We start from the raw sequence: 19,625 nt of genomic DNA, 5'->3' as shown, positions 1-19,625 counted from the left end.
ATAGTGACAGTATGAACTCAACTCGAAAAAGTTATTGGCTAGAAAAGACCCTAAATTACGGGGTATTTATCGCGTTTACTAACACATAATACCTTTTATCACTAAACTTTGGCGCGTTTTGATGAAATAATTTCGGTCTGTTGATAACCGTGATTAGTATAAACAACCGGATTATTAATGCTTTTTAGATAATCAATTGACTGTTGTGTTAAGTTCATACGTTTTTGAATAATCATGCCATTTTCGCGATTAATCAGCGCTAATTGTTGTGTAGTATTAACAATAAATTGCCATTTATCAGCAAGCTTCGCTTTTTCACTATAAGGTGATTGGATATTATGCTGTTTGCTAAATTTTATGCGCTTTTCATCGAGTAATTTTAACTCAATGAGTAGTTGATTTTTTTGGTTAATAACTTCATTGAGTTGATTGATAGCACTATTTTCAATCAATATTTGCTGTTCATTGTTAAGAACGTCGGATAATGTTTGCAACATAATGATGACGTTATCTAGAATGTTGTCTAATTCTAACATTTTTATTTCCCTTCAGTTTTGAATTAGCTTTTAATATCTTCAATAGTTTGTTGAATCAACGCATCTGCAATTTTACTTGGATTAATCACTAAACTACCGTTGCTAATTGCCTGCTTTATTGTCTTTATTTTTTCGATATCAATATCGTTCTCACTGCACTGCAATTGCGCCATAACATGTTGACTTAATCTTAAGTCAGCACAGGTAGTTGAATGATGTTTTTCTGGTACAGATGCCTTTGGATTTTTTTGTTGTTCATTGATTACCTCACGGCTGAGTAGTCCCGATATTGTTGTCACCAATTTAGTTGCATCTATACTCATGTCATACCTTTAATTGAAGTTCAAATTTAAATGATTTGTTTAATGTTATTATCGGCAAAAATTTGAAAATCATTAATTTTATTTATTGATTAATTGTTATACCTTGCTCACTGACAATACCTTCAACAATCGTGCCAGTATTGAGTTTAACGTGAATATAATCACCCGAAGCACCATTAGCCAACGTTTTACCTTTAGTTGCCACTAAGTAACCATCTCCATTGATGATCACTTTTACCTGTTGTCCGGCCTTAACCTGCCAGTGTCTTTTAAGCATTGAAGTTTTTATGGGTTCTTGTGGATCGATATGCCGTATTGCAATATGGTTAATAATTTGGCTTTTATCTAAAATGATTGTGGCAGGGAGTTTGTCTAATTGACCTGATTGCTCTGTTATGTGCTGTTCTGTAATTTTTGTATCGGCATTTATTGCTTGATTGGCAACAATATAACTGCCAACCACATCCACATATAGTTGGATATATTTGGTTTGATTTTTACATTTTGCACTCAGGGTAAGGTTGCCCCATAGTTTGTTTTTACTCAGTAATTTTAATGTTGGTTTTCGACAGTTTAAATCAGGTTGAGCAGCTAGATAGCGAATCCCAATATGATCGATTTTTTTATCTTGCAATTGTTCCGAAATAAAATGATGGATCTGATTATCAAGTACATCAGCAAACGATGTTTTCCAGCCTAATAGTATAAAAATGCAAAATATCAATCTAATAAAAAATGTCATAGTTATTTGTTTTTAAAATTATTTATGGCCAAATTTTACTGTATGTGTAAATGGTTTGAATGTTGAAATAAGGACAATTTTTGGTGTTATTTGTACGATGATTTTTTTTTGATTCACTTAAAATTCAAAACATCAATAAAGGTGAGATGATTTTTATGCTGAATAAATTAGATACATTTGTGAATTTTCATCAACAAGCATTAAATATACGTGAAACACGTCAACAGATTTTAGCTGCAAATATTGCTAACAGTGATACGCCGCATTATCAGGCTAGAGATATTGATTTTAATGCTGAATTAAACAAAGCACTGAATAATCAAAATAATATTAATGGCGTAAAACTGCAAGTGACTAACAAAAATCATATTGCAATTCAATCACCTATAACAACGAATACCAATCTTCTTTATCGTATTGCTTATCAAGCTTCGGCTGATGGGAATACTGTTGAAATGGATCAAGAGCGCACGGAATTTATCGACAACACGATTCATTATCAAAGCAATTTAACCTTTTTGGGTGAACAATTTAAGAATGTAATGTCAGTATTACAGCAAGGATAACAACAGATATGAGTTTCTCTATTTTTTCAATTTCAGCTTCAGCCTTAATGGCGCAAACGCAGCGGATGAATGTCAGTGCCAGTAACCTTGCTAATGCTGACAGTGTGACAAGTACTTCAGGTCAAGCTTATCGCGCTAAACAGGTGGTGTTTAGTGTTGATCATCAGGGCTATCAAAATCACATTGCTGGTGTAAAAGTTACCCAAGTTATTGATGATCCTACTCCGATGAATTTAGTTTACGAACCCCATCATCCACTGGCTGATGAGCAAGGTTACATTCAAAAACCTAATGTCGATATTGTCGGTGAAATGGTTAATACGATTTCGGCTTCCCGTAGTTATCAAGCAAATGTAGAAGTCATAAATACGGTAAAAAGTTTAATGTTAAAAACACTGACCTTAGGACAATAGTAAGGAGTCATTTATGGGGGTGTCTAACGTACCTGTTTCGGAATCATCAACAATAAAAAGCCCACAATCCATGCAAAAAAGTGCAGCGGAAGCAAATTCAAGTAAAGAGTTGCAAGATAACTTCTTAACGCTGCTTATTGCTCAAATGAAGAATCAAGATCCAACTAATCCAATGGATAACAGCCAATTAACTTCGCAGCTAGCTCAAATTAATACTTTAGCTGGCATTGAAAGGTTAAACACAACATTAGGGGTAGTATCTGGTCAAATTGACGACAGTCTTTCTGTAAATGCCAGTAACCTGATTGGTAAAGGTGTAATGGTGCCAGGTAATAAAATTTTGGTTGCTACCTCAGAACAAGATGAAAGCGGTGGTGAGCGCGAAACCATTACCACACCATTTGGTTTTGAATTAGCACGTGATGCAGATTCTGTTGTTATCACCATTAAAGATGAAAATGGTAATGTGGTGCGTGAAGTTGATTTAGGTTCGATTTCAGCTGGGGTGAGCTCTTTTACTTGGGATGGTGAACTTAATGATGGAACAACTGCACCGGATGGCAGTTATACATTTACAGTTAAGGCAACAAGCGATGGGCAAAGTGTATCGTCAACATCACTATCTTATTCTGTCGTTTATGGCGTTATAAATAGTCAAGTGAATAATAAAGTCTTACTTGATTTAGGCATACTTGGTTCAATTAGTATTGACGAAGTTCGTCAAATTCTTTAGGGAGATAAAGTTTATATGGGATTTTCTCAAGCAATTAGCGGAATGAATGCCGCATCAAAACAGTTAGATGTTATTGGTAATAATATTGCTAACTCTGCAACGGTAGGCTTTAAAAGTGCAAGTATTTCATTTGCCGATATTTATGCTGGCTCAAAAGTTGGTATGGGCGTAAAAGTGGCGGCTGTGATGCAAAACTTTAATGATGGCACCGCCACTTCAACCAATAATAGTTTAGATGTTGCTATTTCGGGCAATGGTTTTTTTCGTTTAGTGGATAGTAGTGGTCAAGTTTACTATACCCGTAATGGTCAATTTCAATTAGATGCTGAGCGTAATATTATTTCTGCTGATGGTTTGCAATTAACAGGTTATCTGGCTACAGGTACACCGCCTAAAGTACAACAAGGTAGTGCACCAGGCCCACTTAAAATTTCACAAGAAATGTTAAATGCTTCGGCTACAACCAAAGCATCGTTACAAACCAATTTAAATTCAAACAGCAAAATACCTGAAAAACAACCTGTCAATGCGCTTGATGCTGATACGTTCAATTATTCCACAACTATTACTACTTATGATTCATTGGGTAATCAACGTAATGTTCAGCTTTTTTATGTCAAAACTGCCGACAATCAATGGGATGTGCATTATATCGATGGTAGTGATCCGAGCAGTAATTTACAAAAAATTGGGCAAATGGAGTTTGATTCATCCGGAAAACTCATTAGCAATCCTGAAATGACGATTAATATTAAAGGGCTTAACGGATCTGCTGATAATACCTTTACTTTATCATTAGCCAATAGCTCACAACAAAATATGGGTAAAGAATTGGGCAGCATCAAAACGCCTGTGGTTGATGGTTATGCACCGGGTGATTTAGTCGGTTACAGTATTAGTGATGATGGTTCGATTTATGGTATCTATTCTAATCAACAAACGATGTTGCTTGGCCAAATTGCGATGGCTGATTTTGCCAATGTCAATGGATTGGAATCAGCCGGTAACAATAACTGGCGCTCAACCATTAATTCTGGTGCTGAAGTGCTGGGTGTTGCAAATTCGGGGACTTTAGGTGCATTAACCAGTGGCGCAGTTGAGTCATCAAATGTTGATATGAGCCAAGAATTGGTCAATATGATTGTTGCTCAACGTAACTACCAATCTAATTCACAAACAATTAAGACTCAAGATCAGATCTTAAATACACTAGTGAATCTTCGTTAATATAAAGGTTATTTATGGATCGCGTTATTTATACTGCTATGTCAGCAGCGAGTCAGACACTGCATCAGCAGTCTATTACCGCCAATAATCTTGCTAATGTATCGACAGTAGGATTTCGAGCACAGCTAACAGCCATGAAAGCTGTGCCTATCATTGGCAATGATAGACCAACAAGGACTATGGTTACCGCGACAACACCAACCTTTGATTCGCAAATGGGGACATTTAATTATACCGGACGTGATTTAGATGTTGCATTGGCAAAAGATCATTGGTTGGCCGTGCAACTACCCGATGGTAGTGAAGCGTACACGCGTAATGGCGCTATCGAGATTGATGAAAATGGCACGCTTAAAGTACAAGGTTATCCATTACTTGGTGATAATGATGTATTAACTGTGCCCCAAGGTTCACAAGTTACTATTAGTTCTGATGGAACCTTATCAGCTTTGGGGGCTGGTGATAAGCCAACGACAATTGCACAAGTGGGTAAAATAAAAAAAGTACAACTTGAACGTAATGAAATTGTACGGGGTGATAATGGCTTGTTCCAATTAACACAAGCGACACGCGATACCCGAGGCGCAGTTATGCAAGATGACCCTAATACCAAATTAATGTCAGGTGTTTTAGAGGGCAGTAATGTTAATCCAGTTACTGCTATGGTTAATTTAATTAGCCACTCGCGTCAGTTTGAAATGCAGATGAAAGAGATTATGACGGCTGACGAAAATGCACAAAAAGCCAATCAAATTTTATCATTAACTTAAATGGAATAGGAAAAACAACCATGATTAAATCATTATGGATAGCCAAAACAGGATTAACTGCCCAGCAAATGAATATGGATATTATTTCTAATAATTTGGCTAACGTTAGTACCGGTGGATTCAAACGGCAACGGGCTGTTTTTGAAGATTTGCTTTATCAAACTATTCGCCAGCCAGGTGCACAATCTTCAGAGCAAACCACCTTACCTTCTGGATTACAAATTGGTACAGGAGTAAGACCGGTTGCAACTGAACGTATTCATAGTCAAGGTAATTTAGAATTAACTGACAATAGCAGTGATATTGCTATTAATGGGCAGGGTTTCTTTCAAGTTTTAATGCCCGATGGCACGCAAGCTTATACGCGCAGTGGTGCTTTTCAAGTCAATCAAAATGGACAGCTAGTGACCGCGGCCGGTTATGAAATTCAGCCAACAATCAATATTCCATCAAACGCAATTAAAATGACCGTAGGCCGTGATGGCGTTGTCAATGTCACGTTAGCTAATCAATCAACACAAGTGCAAGTCGGGCAGTTAACATTACACACTTTTATTAATGATACCGGGCTTGAAAGTGTTGGTGAAAACCTTTACCTCGAAACCGAAAGTTCTGGTGCACCAACTGAAAACACACCAGGGTTAAATGGCGCAGGTTTGTTATATCAAGGTTATATAGAAACATCGAATGTCAACGTTGCTGAAGAATTAGTTAACATGATTCAAGTGCAACGTGCTTATGAAATTAATAGTAAAGCTATTTCGGCCTCAGACCAAATGCTACAACGATTAAATCAACTCTAAACAGTAATCATGCGATGAACATAATGCGATATCTTGGTATTTTAACCGTATTTCTTTTGTTGGGTTGTGCCCAGTTACCTAAAAAACCTTTAGTTGAGGGCGAAACAAGCATTGAACCAATGCTGCCTGTAATAGGTAATTCAACCGGTTCGATTTATCAGTCTTCACAACCCACTAGTTTTGGTTATCAACCGATGTTTGAAGATCGTCGTCCTCGTAACATTGGTGATGTGTTAACTATTGTGTTACAAGAAAATGTAAGCGCCAGTAAAAGTTCATCAATCAATGCGGGGCGAAACGGTTCAACCGATTTAAGTGTCAAAGCTGTGCCGCAATTTCTTGATGGCCTAATTGGACGAGGCAAAGTTGATACTGATATTTCTGGTGCAAATGATTTTAAAGGGTCTGGCGGGGCGAATGCAAAAAACACCTTTAGCGGCACTATTACAGTGACGGTTCAAGATGTCATGATCAATGGTAATTTAAAAGTCATTGGTGAAAAACAAATAGCTATCAATCAAGGCACCGAGTTTATTCGATTTTCAGGTGTGGTTAATCCAAGAACTATTAGTGGCAATAATACGGTTATTTCAACGCAAGTTGCTGATGCGCGTATTGAATATGTCGGTAATGGTTATATTGACGAGGCCCAAACCATGGGTTGGTTGCAGCGTCTATTTTTTAATTTTTCTCCATTTTAATGAGTATTGTTATGCTAAAAAATTTGCGTTTTATTCTCTGTTTTAGTTTGACAATGATCGTAGGTATGCCACTGAGTCATGCTGAGCGTATACGTGATTTAGTCTCTATTCAAGGTGTCAGAGAAAATGCTCTAGTGGGTTATGGTTTGGTTGTGGGGCTTGATGGAACAGGAGACCAAACATCGCAAACCCCATTTACTATTCAAAGTATCACGAATATGCTTTCTCAGCTCGGTATTACAGTGCCATCGGGCAGCAACATGCAACTAAAAAATGTGGCTGCGGTGATGGTAACAGCAAAATTACCTTCTTACGCCCGAGTAGGACAGCAAATTGATGTGGTGGTGTCCTCACTGGGTAATGCTAAAAGCTTACGAGGTGGAACATTGATTATGACGCCTTTAAAAGGGGCAGATAATCAAGTCTATGCCATTGCACAGGGAAATCTATTTGTTGGCGGCATGGGCGCAAACAGTAAAAATAGCAGTGTGAGTATTAATCAAATGTCAGGCGCAACCATTCCTAATGGTGCGACAATTGAACGCGAATTGGCAACGCGATTAGATGAACAAAATACAATGTATTTGCATCTAAACCATTTTGATTTTACCCAAGCGTTGAAAATTGCTGATGCGATTAATAAGTTACAAAAAAATACAGCGGTCGCTTTAGATGGGACTACTGTTAGCCTATCTATGCCCAAAGACAGTCAAGCAAGGGTAAAATTTTTATCACAAATTCAAAATTTGGAAATTGGTGTGACGCCAATTTCAGCTAAAGTGGTGATAAATACGCGAACCGGTGTTGTGGTGATGAATCAAAAAGTAAAATTAGATAATTGTGCAGTAGCACATGGTAACTTGTCTGTCGTGGTCAACAATAAACTAAAAGTTAGTCAACCCAACACACCTTTAGCAGGCGGTGCAACTGCAGTTATCCCTGATGATCAAGTCAGTATAACGCAAGATGGTGGGGCACTACATAATCTCGCTTCAGGTACAGATTTGAAACATGTGATTAATTCGCTAAATGTATTAGGCGCGACCCCGACCGAATTGATGTCAATACTGGAAGCATTAAAAACCGCAGGCTGTTTGCATGCAGCATTAGAAACAATTTAAGTTTGAAAATTGAAGATGAATAATAAAATAGGTCAGTCTTTTAATCGTTTTGCTTATGATTTATCGAGTTTGCATCATTTAAAACGAAATGTGACAACGGGAGCAAATGATAGTATCAAGCAAGTTGCCGAACAATTTGAAACACTTTTTATTAATATGATGATGCAATCAATGCGTAAAGCAGTACCAGAGGGTGGCTTATTTACCAGTGCAGCCACTCAACTGTTTACCTCGATGTTTGATCAGCAAATAGCACAACAATCCGCAGGTAAAGGATTGGGATTAGCCAATATGCTAACTCAACAATTAGCCAAGTCTTCGTCTGATTCAGCCAAGATTAACATGCAGTCTAATAGCAATAATAAACAACCTAATTTAAAATTGGCTCAATCTTTATTTTCTGAAAATACTTCGCATCTTTCACCTCAAGCATTGGGGCAAATGCTCTATCATCAACATAAGACAGACAATGCATCACAACTTAAGTCAAATGAGTTAGCTTTTAACACTTCGCGTCAAGATCTTGATGCTGATCATGTTACAACCTTCGTGCAACAGTGGCTTAAACCCGCTAAGCAAGCATCGGGGGTTTCTGGTATTCCTTATGAAGTTATAATTGCACAAGCAGCATTAGAAACAGGCTGGGGACAAAAGGAAATTAAAACAGAAGATAATGCCACTAGCCACAATTATTTTGGGATTAAAGCGACGCCTGCTTGGAAAGGTAGTTCAACGCGCTTAACCACTCAAGAATTTGTGAATAATCGGATGATAAAAATTCAGGATGAATTCAAAGTTTATAACAGTAAACAACATGCATTGACTGATTATCTCAATTTATTAACTAAAAGCCCTCGTTATCGTGCTGTGGTTAATGCGCCTGATGCTCGATCCGCTGCTAAAGCATTACAAGCGGCAAATTATGCCACCGATCCAAACTATAGTGATAAACTAATTCAAATTATTGGTCGTATTGAGCAAATTGCCGCAACAATACCATCAATATCCACGAGTGGTTTTAAACAAATCGCTTTTAACTAAGCACACTTTGGTTATTGACGCGCGTTGCTATAATCAAAAAGGCGGGTAAACCCGCCTTTAATTTTTAGAGATGTCTTACTGATGATAGTTGCAACAAGTATCATCGCAATAAACTAATTCAAATTATTGGTCGTATTGAGCAAATTGCCGCAACAATACCATCGATATACACAAGTGGTTTTAAACAAATTGCTTTTAACTAAGCGCACTTTGGTTATTGACGCGAGTTGCTATCATCAAAAAGGCGGGTAAACCCGCCTTTAATTTTTAGAGATGTCTTACTGATGATGGTTGCAACAAGTATCATCATGATAAACTAATTCAAATTATTAGTCGTATTGAGCAAATTGCCGCAACAATACCATCGATATCGATAAGTGGTTTTAAACAAATTGCTTTTAACTAAGCGCACCTTAGTTATTGACGCGCGTTGCTATAATCAAAAAGGCGGGTAAACCCGCCTTTAATTTTTTAAATATGTCTTACTGAAGATGGTTGCAACAAAAGTACAACTATTAAAAATAGTTAATTACTTCATTTGAAATAAAGACATACTTTGCATATTCATAAAAGTATATTGTGCAGCTTGTAAATTTGCCTGTAACATTACATAATCTGAAATTGCTTCATACCAGTCGACATCTTCAATTTGACTGATTTGGGTTTCAAATTCAATATCTAAGCTGTCACCTAAAGCGGATAATCTTTCTACTTCTGCTAATACTGTTCCGCCAGCCGCTCTTAATGTTGATATGTTATCAAAAGCATTATCAATCCCTAAACTCGCTTGAGTTAATCCTGCTCGAAATTGCTCAATGGCATCTTCATCGTTATCATCTAACTTCATATTTAATGCATCAAGCGCATAATCCAGGCTGGCAAAGATATCGCTTGGCGCATCAGGTTGGTTTGGATTGGCGCCACTCATAAAGGTTTGTGCACCAGTAAAACTGAGTGAAACTTCGCGCGTGTCATCAATCAAAACGTTAATTTGTGATGTTCCACCCACATAATTGACTTTACCTGATTCGTCGACAACAAATGGTGGCGTGTCGTTTTTGTTACCGGCAAATAAATAATTACCATTGGTATCTTTAGCATTGGCTAATGATATAAGTTGATCTTTTAAACCTTGTAATTTATTGGCAAGATCTTGGCGGTTTTCGTCATTTAACGTTTCGTTTCCGGCATAAACTAACGTTTCTTGAATGGTTTGAATGACGGTATTAACTTCTTTTAAGATGGTATCTTGTCGGCTTAATGATTTATCAACACTTTCGCGTGCTGCTTGGAATTGATCGTTCTTCGATTGTGCTTGTTTAAGTATCAGTGCTTGTGATGCCCCCATCGGATCATCAGACGGTGATAAAATTTTCTTACCTGTGGCTAAATGTAATCCAGATTTTTGCCATTTATTGTTAGTATTTAAAATACTATTTAAATTTTTTTGATACATTGAATTAGTACTAATTCGCATTATTAAACCCTTTTATCAATTAGCCAAACCTAAGATAGTATCGAATAGAGTTGTTGCAGCATCAATTACTTTTGCGTTCGCTTGATAATACTGCATATAAACCTGCATCGAAATATACTCTTCTTCAATATTAACCCCTGATATAGATTGATTTTGTTCATAAATCTGATCTGTAATATTTTGGTTGGATTGCAGAGAAATTTTGGCAGTATGCGTTTCACTGCCAATATAACTTACTAAGGTGTTGTAAGCGCTGTTTAATGTTTTGGTGCCATTAATTAATTTTTCATTTTGTATCTCTAAAAATTTTGCCACATTACGATTGTCACCAGCACCGTTTTCATCATCGGCAAGCCCAGTAGCAAGTTGATTAACATCTTTTACCAACAATTGTAATGATGAAGCAATATTAGCAACTGGTTTAAGCATAAACGAATCGCCATTAACTGGTGTACCTGTGATTTTTATTGATAAACCATCAAAGTTTAATGTACCATTCTCAACTTGAGGCGTGATTTGCTGATTGTCAGATAATCGCGTTACTATCCAATCACTACCATTAAATTCGATTTTATAATCAGACGCTTTAACATCCTTAACTGATTGATAATCAATGGTTACCGCGGCATTTCCCTGATTTTTAATATTGGCGATACTGCTAGGTGCGTTGTAATCAAATAACTTTTCGCCAGCATTACCATTGATATCAACACCTGACATATGGACTTGATTAAATCTTTCAGCCAAATTTAATGCAATTAAACCTAATTGATTACGTGCTTCTAGGAGTGGTCCATCACGAGAAGTTAATAATCCATTTAATCGGCCTGATGTGATATGTTGACTTGTGAGTTCTTGAGTCGCACCAGAAGGATGAGTGTAAATAATTGTATTTAAAGAAGGGTCATCTGTTGAAGGTTGTACTGATAGTTGATTAACTGATGCACCTTGTACTAAATTTAAACCATTACTAAGCGAAATATTATATTGACCATTTTGTTCGGTGACAGTGATGCCGATAATTTCACTTAATTCATTGACTAGCTGATCGCGCTCATCAAGCAGCGCATTAGGTTGGTCTGCTTCACCCACAGTCTGTAGTTTTGAAATTTTTTGATTTAGTTCTGCAATTTGTTTGGTATAAGCGTTGATTTGATTAACGTTATTGCTTAGTTCAGTATTAATATTGGCAATTTGATTTTTTAAATTTAATTCGGTTTTATTAAATTGATTTACTAGTGAAGTGAGATCGCTAATCACCGTTTGCTTAGTTGCAGCGTCAGCGGCATTTGATGAAAGTTTATTTAAGCTAGAAAATAAATTATTGAGTTGTGATGCAATACTATTTTCATTTTCAGCTAATAAATTATCCACTTTAGATAATTCATTGTAATACGCTTTTATTGAACCATTTTGTGACTGTGCTTGGCGTAATTGTCCAACAACAAATCCATTAAAGGCTCGATTAACAGCACTGACGCACACACCATTACCAACAAAACCAAAACCATATTTAGTACTATTTGCTTGGCTTAAAATTTGTTGTTGACGATTATAACCCGTAGTATGCGCATTACTGATATTATTGCTTATAACATTAAGCATATTTTGTGCTGCATTTAATCCACTAATACCAGTATTCATCAATGAATTTGACATAAAAACTCCCAAATATAGTGTTAGTTAGTCACGCAATAATTAACTAAACGAATATTGTCTATATCGGATTAATTGCTAAAAACTTTAATTATTTTTTGCAAAATTAAACACCGCTGATTTTTGGTAAAACTTTTTATGCTGCATTACTCGGATTGAATTTTTTGTGATTGTTTTAAAAAATCAATGCCAGTCATATTATTTTCATCTTCAATATATTGTTGTGCTGATTTATTTAAGATTAAAATACTGATACGACGATTGGCATCATTACTGTAATTTGGTTTATTTAAGCTTACGGTATCAGCCAATCCAATAATACGAATAATTTTGTTTGAATCTAAGCCACCGGCAATCAGTTCTCTTCTTGATGAATTTGCTCTGTCAGCGGATAACTCCCAGTTACTGTAACCTCGATCACCTGTAATATACTGGCGTTCATCGGTGTGGCCTGATAACGTAATTTTGTTAGGTAGTGAATTAATGATTGGTGCTAATGCATTTAAAATTTCTTGCATGTTAGGGTGAATGACAGCACTGCCGACATCAAACATAGGCTTATCATCGCTGGCCAAAATTTGGATTCGTAACCCCATTTCAGTCAATTCTATAATTAAATTTGCCGCTAATTTTTTAAGTCGTGGATCGAGTTCAAAAACTTCATTAATTTTGCGTGCGGTTTCTATTAACTGTAATTTTTCGACCTGTTTTTTCTCAGAATCAGTAAGGTCTTGTTGCAAGGTGGTATTGTTTTCTTCCCCTATTTTTTTATGAAAATCATCACCACCGCCAGGTATTGGACTTTCACTATCACTGAGGTTTTTTCCGCCATTTTGTCCCAGTATTAAAGGGGTTCTAAAATATTCAGCAATGCCTTGTAATTCTTGAGGGCTAGCTTTAGCAATTAACCACATGACTAAAAATAGTGCCATCATAGCGGTCATAAAGTCGGCATAGGCGATTTTCCAAGAACCACCATGATGCCCACCACTATGCCCTGATTTTTTTTTAGAGATAATTATTTTTACTGAGTTGTTTTTCATTGTTCACTGTTTTCTGTTTGCTGAGTATTTTTTTCTTTGATTTCTTGTAGGTATTTTTCTAATTCAAAGAAAGAAGGTCTTTCATGAGAAAATATGGTTTTACGTCCAAATTCAATACAAATTTGGGGGGCATAGTCATGCATACTTGCAATTAATATCACTTTGATACATTCCAAGATTTTTACACTGTCAGCGTTCTTTTGTCTTAAAAGTGCAGCTAAAGGCGAAACAAAACCATAGGCGAGCAATATACCTAAAAACGTTCCTACCATCGCGTGAGCAATTAATTCTCCTAACTCGCTCGCCGGCCTGTCAGCTTGTGCTAATGTATTAATAACCCCCATAACGGCTGCAACGATACCAAATGCGGGTAAGCCATCGCCTACACTTGAAATGGCATCGACAGGTTTTTCTAATTCATGTAACTTGGTTTCAATTTCTTCATTCATTAATGCTTCAATTTCGTACACTTCCATGTTGCCACTAATCATTAATCGTAAATAGTCCGTTATAAAATCACAGATTTGAGGATTAGCTAAAATAAGTGGATAAGCTTTAAATAGTTCACTTTCTTTGGGGTTATCAATATCAGCCTCGATAGATAATCCCCCATTTTGGCGAACTTTAGTTAAAATAGTGTACATTAAATTAATCAGGGTTAAGTACAATGTTTTGTTATATTTTGATGTCTTAAATAATTGACCTAACGATTTAAGGGTAGCGAGAATGATTTTTTTTTCATTACTGACAATAAACGCGCCGATAGCCGTTCCGCCGATAATTAGAAATTCTAACGGTTGAAAAAGTACGGCTAAATACCCTCCACTAAGTACATACCCAACTAGGGCAGAAGCGATAACAACGATATATCCTACAATGATGAGCATTGGCTTTCCTTTTTCTCCATAAACTGATCGTGATTAAATATGCTTATTTTTTATAATGTTGATTTAAGCAGTCATTTGTTTTGCAATAATCGAATTAAAACCATTAGGTATTGATAATACTTGTAAGCATTTTGCATGGTTTTCTTTCTGTGTTTTGTTATTTTTTTCTGCCCTTGATGGTGGCTGGCATAAACTACAAATAAAACTATTATGCGGTTGATAAGCATGGGTAATAAATCGCCCTTTACACGCTTTGCAGCATGATTGTTGCATTACATTGCTTTCAACAAATTTGACTAAGATCCAAGCTCTGGTAAGTCCTAAAACCGGTTCTTCATTATAAGACGAGGGACATTGCTCTAAGTACAGTTGGTAGGCTTTTAGAATCGATTGAATGCCAGGTTTAGTACCATGTTTAACCAAAAAGTGATAAGCATTATAAAAAATACTAGAGTGAATATTGGGTTCCCATGTCATAAACCAGGTGGTTGAAAAGGGTAATAATCCTTTAGGCGGTGGACAACCTTGGATCTCTTTATATAATTTGATTAATTTACCACGACTTAAATTGGTTTCGCTTTCCAGCATCTGAATCCTAGCGCCTAGCGAAATTAGTCGGATAGCTAGTTGAACTTCCTTATATTTTTGAATAATACTTGTGCATCTCATCCTAATTTCCTATTACTTATTGATTGAATCTAATAGTAAACTAGATAAAAGAATTCCCGTGTGCATCTGTTTAATGTCACTCACGCGAGATTCTTCCGTTAGTTTTTTCATCATTTCTGAATTTTCAAAACGTAATTTAAATGTTAATTGGTTGGTTTCAGACAACACTAACATTTGAGAAGCACTTAGATTACTAAGCATGTCAGCTGTTTCTTCATCAATGCCTAGTCGATACATCGCCATTACTTTATCTTTTTCAAGCATGCGTTGACTTAGTAGTAATGTTGAAAGATTCAAATGATGTATGCATTTAAGAATATCGTCATCTAATATATTACCCAATTTAATCACCAATCCCTATCCAGTAAAGTTCGCATTAAAAAGTGCGAAATAAATAAATTTTTATTAGAAATATTTTTTTATGCTTAAAATTACATTTTTAAACGAAAAAAATCAATAAAAAAATAATTTCAATTTATTTTCGATTAATTAAATTTTATTTAACTCTTTTTTATAAGCTAATTTTACTTTGTATTCTTTTTATTGCTTGGCTGTGTAATTGGCTGACTCGTGATTCACTAATATCCATAATTTTGCCAATCTCTTTTAAATTGAGCTCTTCTTGATAGTAAAGCGCCAATACCATTTTTTCTTTTTCTGGCAGTTTTTCTATTTGCTCAATAATGATATTACGAATTTCATCGTTAATGATGTTGGAAAATGGTGTGTTATCATCTTGATAATCAATCATCACATCTAGACTATCACCGAGCTTTTTTTGTATTTCGTCGTAAGAATATAGTTGGCTATAATTGGAATCTAACAATATTTTGCGATATTCGCTTAGAGACAGTTGTAAGTAATTGGCAATTTGCTGATCAGTAGGTGCAACACCTAATTGCTGTTCAAGTTGGTGAATTGCCTGAGTGACATCTTTAATTTTTTTGCGTGTTTGTCTAGGTAGCCAATCTCGACTACGTAACTCATCTAACATGGCGCCTTTGATTCGCGGAATGGCAAAGGTTGTAAAAGTATTACCTTGTGATGCATCATAACGTTTTATTGTGTCTAATAAACCGATATAACCAACTTGTAATAAATCATCAAGCTCTACTGTTGTGGGTAAGCGAACTGCTAATTTTAGTGCTTCATTACGAACCAAATGAATATATTTTTGCCAATCAATTTCATTCATTACACCTTGTGAGTTATAAAGGTTATCATTCATTTTATGAACCAATGTAAAAAATGCCTAATGGTATTATGGTGATAATCGGTTAATTTGATGGCGAGAATAGCGTAGTAAATAATAGGTATTTGGCATTATTAGCAATAACGGAAATTAAACCGTTATTGCTAAGTTCAAAATTAGAGTAACCAGAAAATTTTAGATAAAAAACTTATTGTAATAAAGATAGTACTGATTGTGGTACTTGGTTAGCTTGTGCTAATACAGATGTACCTGCTTGTTGTAAAATTTGACCACGCGTCATATTTGATACTTCGGTTGCATAATCAGCATCTTCAATTCGGCTACGTGCAGAACTTAAGTTATTTACTGTGTTATTGATGTTGTTAACAGTTGATTCAAAACGGTTTTGTACCGCACCTAGCTCACCACGTAATGCATCAATTTTTGATAATGCTGCATCAAGCGTTTTTAATGGATCTGCTGTTGGTGTGTCTGATACATTGAAAGCAGCTAGACCTAATTCTGTGCTATCAATTTTTTTCAAATTGATTTCAATGGTTTCGCCGTCATTTGCGCCAACTTGGATTTTTAGTGATTTATCTGCTGACAATACTTTAGAACCATTGAAATCAGTTTGTTTAGATACACGGTCGATCTCTTCTAAACGTTGATCGATTTCGTTTTGGATTGACTCTAAATCGCTTTGTGAGTTAGTGCCGTTTGCTGCTTGAACTGTTAATTCACGAATACGTTGTACGTTGTTATTAATTTCGTTTAATGCACCTTCAGTTGTTTGCGCAAGTGAGATACCATCATTTGCATTACGCGCTGCTTGAGTTAAACCTTTAATGTTTGAAGAAAAACGGTTAGCGATAGCTTGACCTGCTGCGTCATCTTTAGCGCTATTAATACGCATACCAGATGAAAGACGTTCAATAGCTGTGCCAAGCACACTTTGTGAATTGTTAAGGTTATTTTTTGCCATTAAAGACATCGTATTAGTATTAATTACTTGTGCCATTTTTATCTCCTTTAATATTATTAGTAAAATCAACGTTATACTGATTATTAATTCAATATTCTTGCTGACAGATAATGTATCGGTAGTAAAAAAAGAAACTTTAATTTTTTTCTACATTATGGTTGATTTTACTCAGTTTTAATGGCGATTTTTGTTAGGTAAATTGATATAAATCATTTAATTAAATTATTTTTTATGTTTTATAAAATCGCACCGTTTTTATTATGTCTCGATAAAATTTCAAACCTGATTAAACTTTTTAGTAAGTTAGCCGATATAAAACTTATCGAATAATTGTTATAGGTTGATCAGATAATGGCAATGAGTGTGTTAGGTATCGGTTCAGGAATCGATCTTAATGAAGTTTTAAATCAATTAGAGTCTGTTGAAAAAACACGTTTGACTCCAATTAAATCACAACAAAAAGCGGTTAATGCCAAAATTAGTGGATTTGGTAAGTTAAAAAGTGCGTTGACGGCATTTAATTCAGCCACCGAAAAATTGCAGAAAAAAGATTTATTTCAAAGCAAAATAGCAACTGGCAATGATAGTTATTTTACAGCTAAAGTAAATAGTCAGGCACAATCAGGTAATTATGCTGTAAGCGTTGAGCAATTAGCGACTTCGCATAGCGTTGCAACAACGTCAATTAATGATAAAAATATGGGCTTAGGGAGTGATAGTGAAAGCCGCACAGTGACCATTAAGCAAGCTAATGGTAGTGAACTCTATATTGAGTTATCTAAAGACGAAACTTCGCTTGAGTCAATTGCTAATGCAATTAATCACGCCAAAGTAACTAATGCTGATGGTAGCACGAGTGAATCGACGATGAATGCAGCCGTTGTTCGTTCAGGAACAGGGAGTTATCAGTTAGTGATCACCGCTAAAGAGACTGGGGAACAACATACTATTACGTCCATTTCGTCAGATGATGAGCAGTTAAATAACATAATTGGCTTTGACTATAATCAAAAAGATAATGCTAATATGACTGAAGTTTGCCAAGCGCAAGATGCTAAGTTTACTTTTAATGGTATTGCCATTACCAGCGCTTCAAATACCGTTAAAGATGTGGTTGCTGGCATCGATATCACCTTAAAGGCAACGACTACAACTAGCGAAAATTTAACTATAACGGCTGATAACGAAAAAGCCGAAGAAGCCATTAAACAGTGGGTTGAGGCATTTAATCAATTACAATCAACCATATCGAGCTTGACTAAATTTACCGCAAAAGAGGCCAATTCCGAAGAGTTAGATAGTAATAATGGACCGCTCATTGGTGATTCTACTTTACGTAATATCGATCAAAGTATTCGTTCAATTTTTGCAAAAGGGCAGTCTGGGGAATTTTCGGTTTTAGCACAAATTGGTGTCAATATGGATAATAATGGTTCATTAACTATCAACCAAACTCAATTACAAAAAGTGCTGAGTGAAAATAGTGAAGCTGTTGCTGAGTTGTTTATTGGTGATGGTCAAAATAGCGGTATTGCTAATGAGGTTTTCGCTAAGATTAGTGGATTTATTGATAATGACGGTATGATTGATTCTGCAACGAATGGCTTAAATTCGACATTAAAATCATTAGATAAGCGTTATGAACAAGTGAATAACTCAATTGAACAAACTGTTGAACGCTATCGAGTACAATTTACTAAGTTGGATGTTTTAATCAGCTCGTTAGATAGCATGAGTAACTATTTATCTACTCAATTTGACATGATGGCCAATTTAAAAAAATAGGAATACCCGATGTATAAAGTTGGTTCTGATGCTTATCAGCAAGTGAATTTAGAAACTCAAGTTAGTCAGGCGTCCCCACATCAATTGATTGTATTACTGTTTGATGGTGCACTTAACGCTATTCGCTTGGCCAGTCTACACATTGAACGAGGCAATATTGCCGGTAAAGGCGCAGCAATTTCAAAAGCCATTAATATCATTGATAATGGCTTGAAAAGTTGTTTAGATCTAGAACAGGGCGGCGAAATTGCTGAAAATCTAGATCGCTTATATCACTATATGACCCAACAATTGGTGCTAGCAAATTTGCATAATGATAGGCAAAAATTACAAACTTGCTTTGATTTACTTGATAATATTGCAGAGTCTTGGCGCGAGATTGCCAGATAAAAAGGAATAGAATGTGAAAACATCTTTATTAGAACAATATGAACAACTTAATTATGTCACAGAACAAATGCTTATTAATGCGCGTGATGAAAATTGGGATCTATTGTTAACTTGGCAAGCTAAATATCATCAATTAACGAAAGCAATTATGCAGGCCGATGATCTCACTGCTGTTGATAAAATACCTTTAAAACAAAAAGATATATTTAGTATGTATATAAAAAATATTCATAGCTATCAACAGCAAATTAGTCAATTAATTATTTATCGTCATGCTCAATTAAAAGAGTTAATTGGCGAACAAGTCGATTATCAAACAAAGCTTGATAGCTATCAAAAAATCGCAAGTTTAATTTAGATTGCCTTATTAGCTTTAGTTTTATTAATAAAATACGGTTAAATATAACTATGTTGAGCAAAATAGTTATATTGTTGGCCAGTGATTTTTAGTTATGATAAGTGATATTGCAATCACTTATCAGATGTTTGAATCTTATTTAGCGTTACTTACAACCGCTTATAGTAATATGACGATCTGTGAGTCATGCTAAACCTGTTAAATTGA

At 35.6% G+C, this 19,625-nt stretch carries 23 protein-coding genes; 12 read left to right on the top strand and 11 right to left on the bottom strand.

Annotated elements, in window-relative coordinates; genetic code table 11:
- Nucleotides 1-101: 101 nt before the first annotated feature.
- From A9G09_RS01065 to flgA, 3 genes are all read right to left on the bottom strand, one after another.
- Complete coding sequence (locus A9G09_RS01065) at nucleotides 102-536, bottom strand: flagella synthesis protein FlgN (RefSeq protein ID WP_065633070.1); 435 nt, start codon at nucleotides 534-536, stop codon at nucleotides 102-104.
- Nucleotides 537-559: 23 nt separating this feature from the next.
- Nucleotides 560-859, bottom strand: coding sequence for a flagellar biosynthesis anti-sigma factor FlgM (gene flgM, locus A9G09_RS01060; protein ID WP_065633069.1), 300 nt, complete (start codon nucleotides 857-859; stop codon nucleotides 560-562).
- Between the two features lie 82 nt (nucleotides 860-941).
- On the bottom strand, nucleotides 942-1,601 hold the full coding sequence (gene flgA, locus A9G09_RS01055) for a flagellar basal body P-ring formation chaperone FlgA (protein ID WP_065633068.1): 660 nt from the start codon (nucleotides 1,599-1,601) through the stop codon (nucleotides 942-944).
- Between the two features lie 155 nt (nucleotides 1,602-1,756).
- Here flgA and flgB point away from each other — a divergent pair, with 155 nt between their 5' ends.
- From flgB to flgJ, 9 genes are read left to right on the top strand one after another with little or no spacing between them, the layout of a single operon-like run.
- Entirely contained in the window at nucleotides 1,757-2,167 is a 411-nt protein-coding gene (gene flgB, locus A9G09_RS01050; protein WP_065633081.1) for a flagellar basal body rod protein FlgB, read from the top strand.
- 8 nt (nucleotides 2,168-2,175) lie between these two features.
- Nucleotides 2,176-2,580, top strand: a complete 405-nt coding sequence (gene flgC / locus A9G09_RS01045; protein WP_065633067.1) for a flagellar basal body rod protein FlgC — start codon at nucleotides 2,176-2,178, stop codon at nucleotides 2,578-2,580.
- 13 nt (nucleotides 2,581-2,593) lie between these two features.
- Complete coding sequence (gene flgD / locus A9G09_RS01040; RefSeq protein WP_081297424.1) at nucleotides 2,594-3,313, top strand: flagellar hook assembly protein FlgD; 720 nt, start codon at nucleotides 2,594-2,596, stop codon at nucleotides 3,311-3,313.
- 15 nt (nucleotides 3,314-3,328) lie between these two features.
- A complete protein-coding gene (flgE, locus tag A9G09_RS01035; RefSeq protein ID WP_065633066.1) occupies nucleotides 3,329-4,540 on the top strand; it encodes a flagellar hook protein FlgE in 1,212 nt (403 codons plus the stop codon).
- A gap of 14 nt (nucleotides 4,541-4,554) precedes the next feature.
- The gene (locus tag A9G09_RS01030) at nucleotides 4,555-5,310 is read left to right on the top strand and encodes a flagellar basal body rod protein FlgF (RefSeq protein WP_065633065.1); all 756 of its coding nucleotides are present in this window, start codon (nucleotides 4,555-4,557) and stop codon (nucleotides 5,308-5,310) included.
- A 20-nt stretch (nucleotides 5,311-5,330) separates the two neighbouring features.
- Entirely contained in the window at nucleotides 5,331-6,113 is a 783-nt protein-coding gene (gene flgG, locus A9G09_RS01025) for a flagellar basal-body rod protein FlgG (protein ID WP_065633064.1), read from the top strand.
- A gap of 14 nt (nucleotides 6,114-6,127) precedes the next feature.
- Entirely contained in the window at nucleotides 6,128-6,814 is a 687-nt protein-coding gene (locus A9G09_RS01020) for a flagellar basal body L-ring protein FlgH (protein ID WP_065633063.1), read from the top strand.
- Nucleotides 6,815-6,825: 11 nt separating this feature from the next.
- Entirely contained in the window at nucleotides 6,826-7,935 is a 1,110-nt protein-coding gene (locus A9G09_RS01015; protein ID WP_065633079.1) for a flagellar basal body P-ring protein FlgI, read from the top strand.
- Between the two features lie 15 nt (nucleotides 7,936-7,950).
- Entirely contained in the window at nucleotides 7,951-8,976 is a 1,026-nt protein-coding gene (gene flgJ, locus A9G09_RS01010) for a flagellar assembly peptidoglycan hydrolase FlgJ (RefSeq protein WP_065633062.1), read from the top strand.
- A gap of 529 nt (nucleotides 8,977-9,505) precedes the next feature.
- On the opposite strand, the gene flgL is transcribed toward flgJ, so the two are convergent.
- From flgL to A9G09_RS00970, 8 genes are all read right to left on the bottom strand, one after another.
- Nucleotides 9,506-10,453: a flagellar hook-associated protein FlgL gene (gene flgL / locus A9G09_RS01005; protein WP_065633061.1), complete on the bottom strand. Its 948-nt coding sequence runs from the start codon at nucleotides 10,451-10,453 to the stop codon at nucleotides 9,506-9,508.
- Between the two features lie 15 nt (nucleotides 10,454-10,468).
- Nucleotides 10,469-12,112 carry a flagellar hook-associated protein FlgK gene (gene flgK, locus A9G09_RS01000; RefSeq protein WP_065633060.1) on the bottom strand — a complete coding sequence of 548 codons (1,644 nt, stop codon included), beginning with the start codon at nucleotides 12,110-12,112 and terminating at the stop codon, nucleotides 10,469-10,471.
- A 143-nt stretch (nucleotides 12,113-12,255) separates the two neighbouring features.
- Nucleotides 12,256-13,152: a flagellar motor protein MotB gene (motB, locus tag A9G09_RS00995; RefSeq protein ID WP_065633059.1), complete on the bottom strand. Its 897-nt coding sequence runs from the start codon at nucleotides 13,150-13,152 to the stop codon at nucleotides 12,256-12,258.
- The gene (gene motA / locus A9G09_RS00990) at nucleotides 13,149-14,039 is read right to left on the bottom strand and encodes a flagellar motor stator protein MotA (RefSeq protein ID WP_065633058.1); all 891 of its coding nucleotides are present in this window, start codon (nucleotides 14,037-14,039) and stop codon (nucleotides 13,149-13,151) included. Before motA ends, motB begins: the two co-directional genes overlap by 4 nt.
- 63 nt (nucleotides 14,040-14,102) lie before the next feature.
- The gene (gene flhC, locus A9G09_RS00985) at nucleotides 14,103-14,708 is read right to left on the bottom strand and encodes a flagellar transcriptional regulator FlhC (protein WP_065633057.1); all 606 of its coding nucleotides are present in this window, start codon (nucleotides 14,706-14,708) and stop codon (nucleotides 14,103-14,105) included.
- 12 nt (nucleotides 14,709-14,720) lie between these two features.
- Nucleotides 14,721-15,041, bottom strand: a complete 321-nt coding sequence (flhD, locus tag A9G09_RS00980; RefSeq protein WP_141671490.1) for a flagellar transcriptional regulator FlhD — start codon at nucleotides 15,039-15,041, stop codon at nucleotides 14,721-14,723.
- A gap of 178 nt (nucleotides 15,042-15,219) precedes the next feature.
- Nucleotides 15,220-15,936 carry an RNA polymerase sigma factor FliA gene (locus tag A9G09_RS00975; protein ID WP_065633055.1) on the bottom strand — a complete coding sequence of 239 codons (717 nt, stop codon included), beginning with the start codon at nucleotides 15,934-15,936 and terminating at the stop codon, nucleotides 15,220-15,222.
- A gap of 172 nt (nucleotides 15,937-16,108) precedes the next feature.
- Nucleotides 16,109-16,921 (bottom strand): flagellin, encoded by an 813-nt coding sequence (locus A9G09_RS00970; RefSeq protein WP_065633054.1) that lies wholly within the window; start codon nucleotides 16,919-16,921, stop codon nucleotides 16,109-16,111.
- Between the two features lie 315 nt (nucleotides 16,922-17,236).
- On the opposite strand from A9G09_RS00970, the gene fliD reads away from it, so the two are divergent.
- From fliD to A9G09_RS00955, 3 genes are read left to right on the top strand one after another with little or no spacing between them, the layout of a single operon-like run.
- A complete protein-coding gene (fliD, locus tag A9G09_RS00965) occupies nucleotides 17,237-18,670 on the top strand; it encodes a flagellar filament capping protein FliD (protein WP_081297422.1) in 1,434 nt (477 codons plus the stop codon).
- Between the two features lie 9 nt (nucleotides 18,671-18,679).
- Nucleotides 18,680-19,060, top strand: a complete 381-nt coding sequence (gene fliS, locus A9G09_RS00960) for a flagellar export chaperone FliS (RefSeq protein ID WP_065633052.1) — start codon at nucleotides 18,680-18,682, stop codon at nucleotides 19,058-19,060.
- 13 nt (nucleotides 19,061-19,073) lie between these two features.
- Nucleotides 19,074-19,418: a hypothetical protein gene (locus A9G09_RS00955; protein ID WP_065633051.1), complete on the top strand. Its 345-nt coding sequence runs from the start codon at nucleotides 19,074-19,076 to the stop codon at nucleotides 19,416-19,418.
- The last annotated feature ends 207 nt before the right edge of the window (nucleotides 19,419-19,625 follow it).

Origin of the sequence: Gilliamella sp. wkB292, assembly GCF_001690235.1 — a bacterium.
GTDB lineage: Bacteria > Pseudomonadota > Gammaproteobacteria > Enterobacterales > Orbaceae > Gilliamella > Gilliamella apicola_F.
Note: the sequence above shows the minus strand (reverse complement) of the source record. Positions and strands in the feature narration are given on the sequence as shown.

Coding starts and splice junctions, on each gene's coding strand:
- A9G09_RS01065 (WP_065633070.1), bottom strand. CDS start 536: ATGTTAGAATTAGACAACATTCTAGATAACGTCATCATTATGTTGCAA.
- flgM (WP_065633069.1), bottom strand. CDS start 859: ATGAGTATAGATGCAACTAAATTGGTGACAACAATATCGGGACTACTC.
- flgA (WP_065633068.1), bottom strand. CDS start 1,601: ATGACATTTTTTATTAGATTGATATTTTGCATTTTTATACTATTAGGC.
- flgB (WP_065633081.1), top strand. CDS start 1,757: ATGCTGAATAAATTAGATACATTTGTGAATTTTCATCAACAAGCATTA.
- flgC (WP_065633067.1), top strand. CDS start 2,176: ATGAGTTTCTCTATTTTTTCAATTTCAGCTTCAGCCTTAATGGCGCAA.
- flgD (WP_081297424.1), top strand. CDS start 2,594: ATGGGGGTGTCTAACGTACCTGTTTCGGAATCATCAACAATAAAAAGC.
- flgE (WP_065633066.1), top strand. CDS start 3,329: ATGGGATTTTCTCAAGCAATTAGCGGAATGAATGCCGCATCAAAACAG.
- A9G09_RS01030 (WP_065633065.1), top strand. CDS start 4,555: ATGGATCGCGTTATTTATACTGCTATGTCAGCAGCGAGTCAGACACTG.
- flgG (WP_065633064.1), top strand. CDS start 5,331: ATGATTAAATCATTATGGATAGCCAAAACAGGATTAACTGCCCAGCAA.
- A9G09_RS01020 (WP_065633063.1), top strand. CDS start 6,128: ATGAACATAATGCGATATCTTGGTATTTTAACCGTATTTCTTTTGTTG.
- A9G09_RS01015 (WP_065633079.1), top strand. CDS start 6,826: ATGCTAAAAAATTTGCGTTTTATTCTCTGTTTTAGTTTGACAATGATC.
- flgJ (WP_065633062.1), top strand. CDS start 7,951: ATGAATAATAAAATAGGTCAGTCTTTTAATCGTTTTGCTTATGATTTA.
- flgL (WP_065633061.1), bottom strand. CDS start 10,453: ATGCGAATTAGTACTAATTCAATGTATCAAAAAAATTTAAATAGTATT.
- flgK (WP_065633060.1), bottom strand. CDS start 12,112: ATGTCAAATTCATTGATGAATACTGGTATTAGTGGATTAAATGCAGCA.
- motB (WP_065633059.1), bottom strand. CDS start 13,152: ATGAAAAACAACTCAGTAAAAATAATTATCTCTAAAAAAAAATCAGGG.
- motA (WP_065633058.1), bottom strand. CDS start 14,039: ATGCTCATCATTGTAGGATATATCGTTGTTATCGCTTCTGCCCTAGTT.
- flhC (WP_065633057.1), bottom strand. CDS start 14,708: ATGAGATGCACAAGTATTATTCAAAAATATAAGGAAGTTCAACTAGCT.
- A9G09_RS00975 (WP_065633055.1), bottom strand. CDS start 15,936: ATGAATGATAACCTTTATAACTCACAAGGTGTAATGAATGAAATTGAT.
- A9G09_RS00970 (WP_065633054.1), bottom strand. CDS start 16,921: ATGGCACAAGTAATTAATACTAATACGATGTCTTTAATGGCAAAAAAT.
- fliD (WP_081297422.1), top strand. CDS start 17,237: ATGGCAATGAGTGTGTTAGGTATCGGTTCAGGAATCGATCTTAATGAA.
- fliS (WP_065633052.1), top strand. CDS start 18,680: ATGTATAAAGTTGGTTCTGATGCTTATCAGCAAGTGAATTTAGAAACT.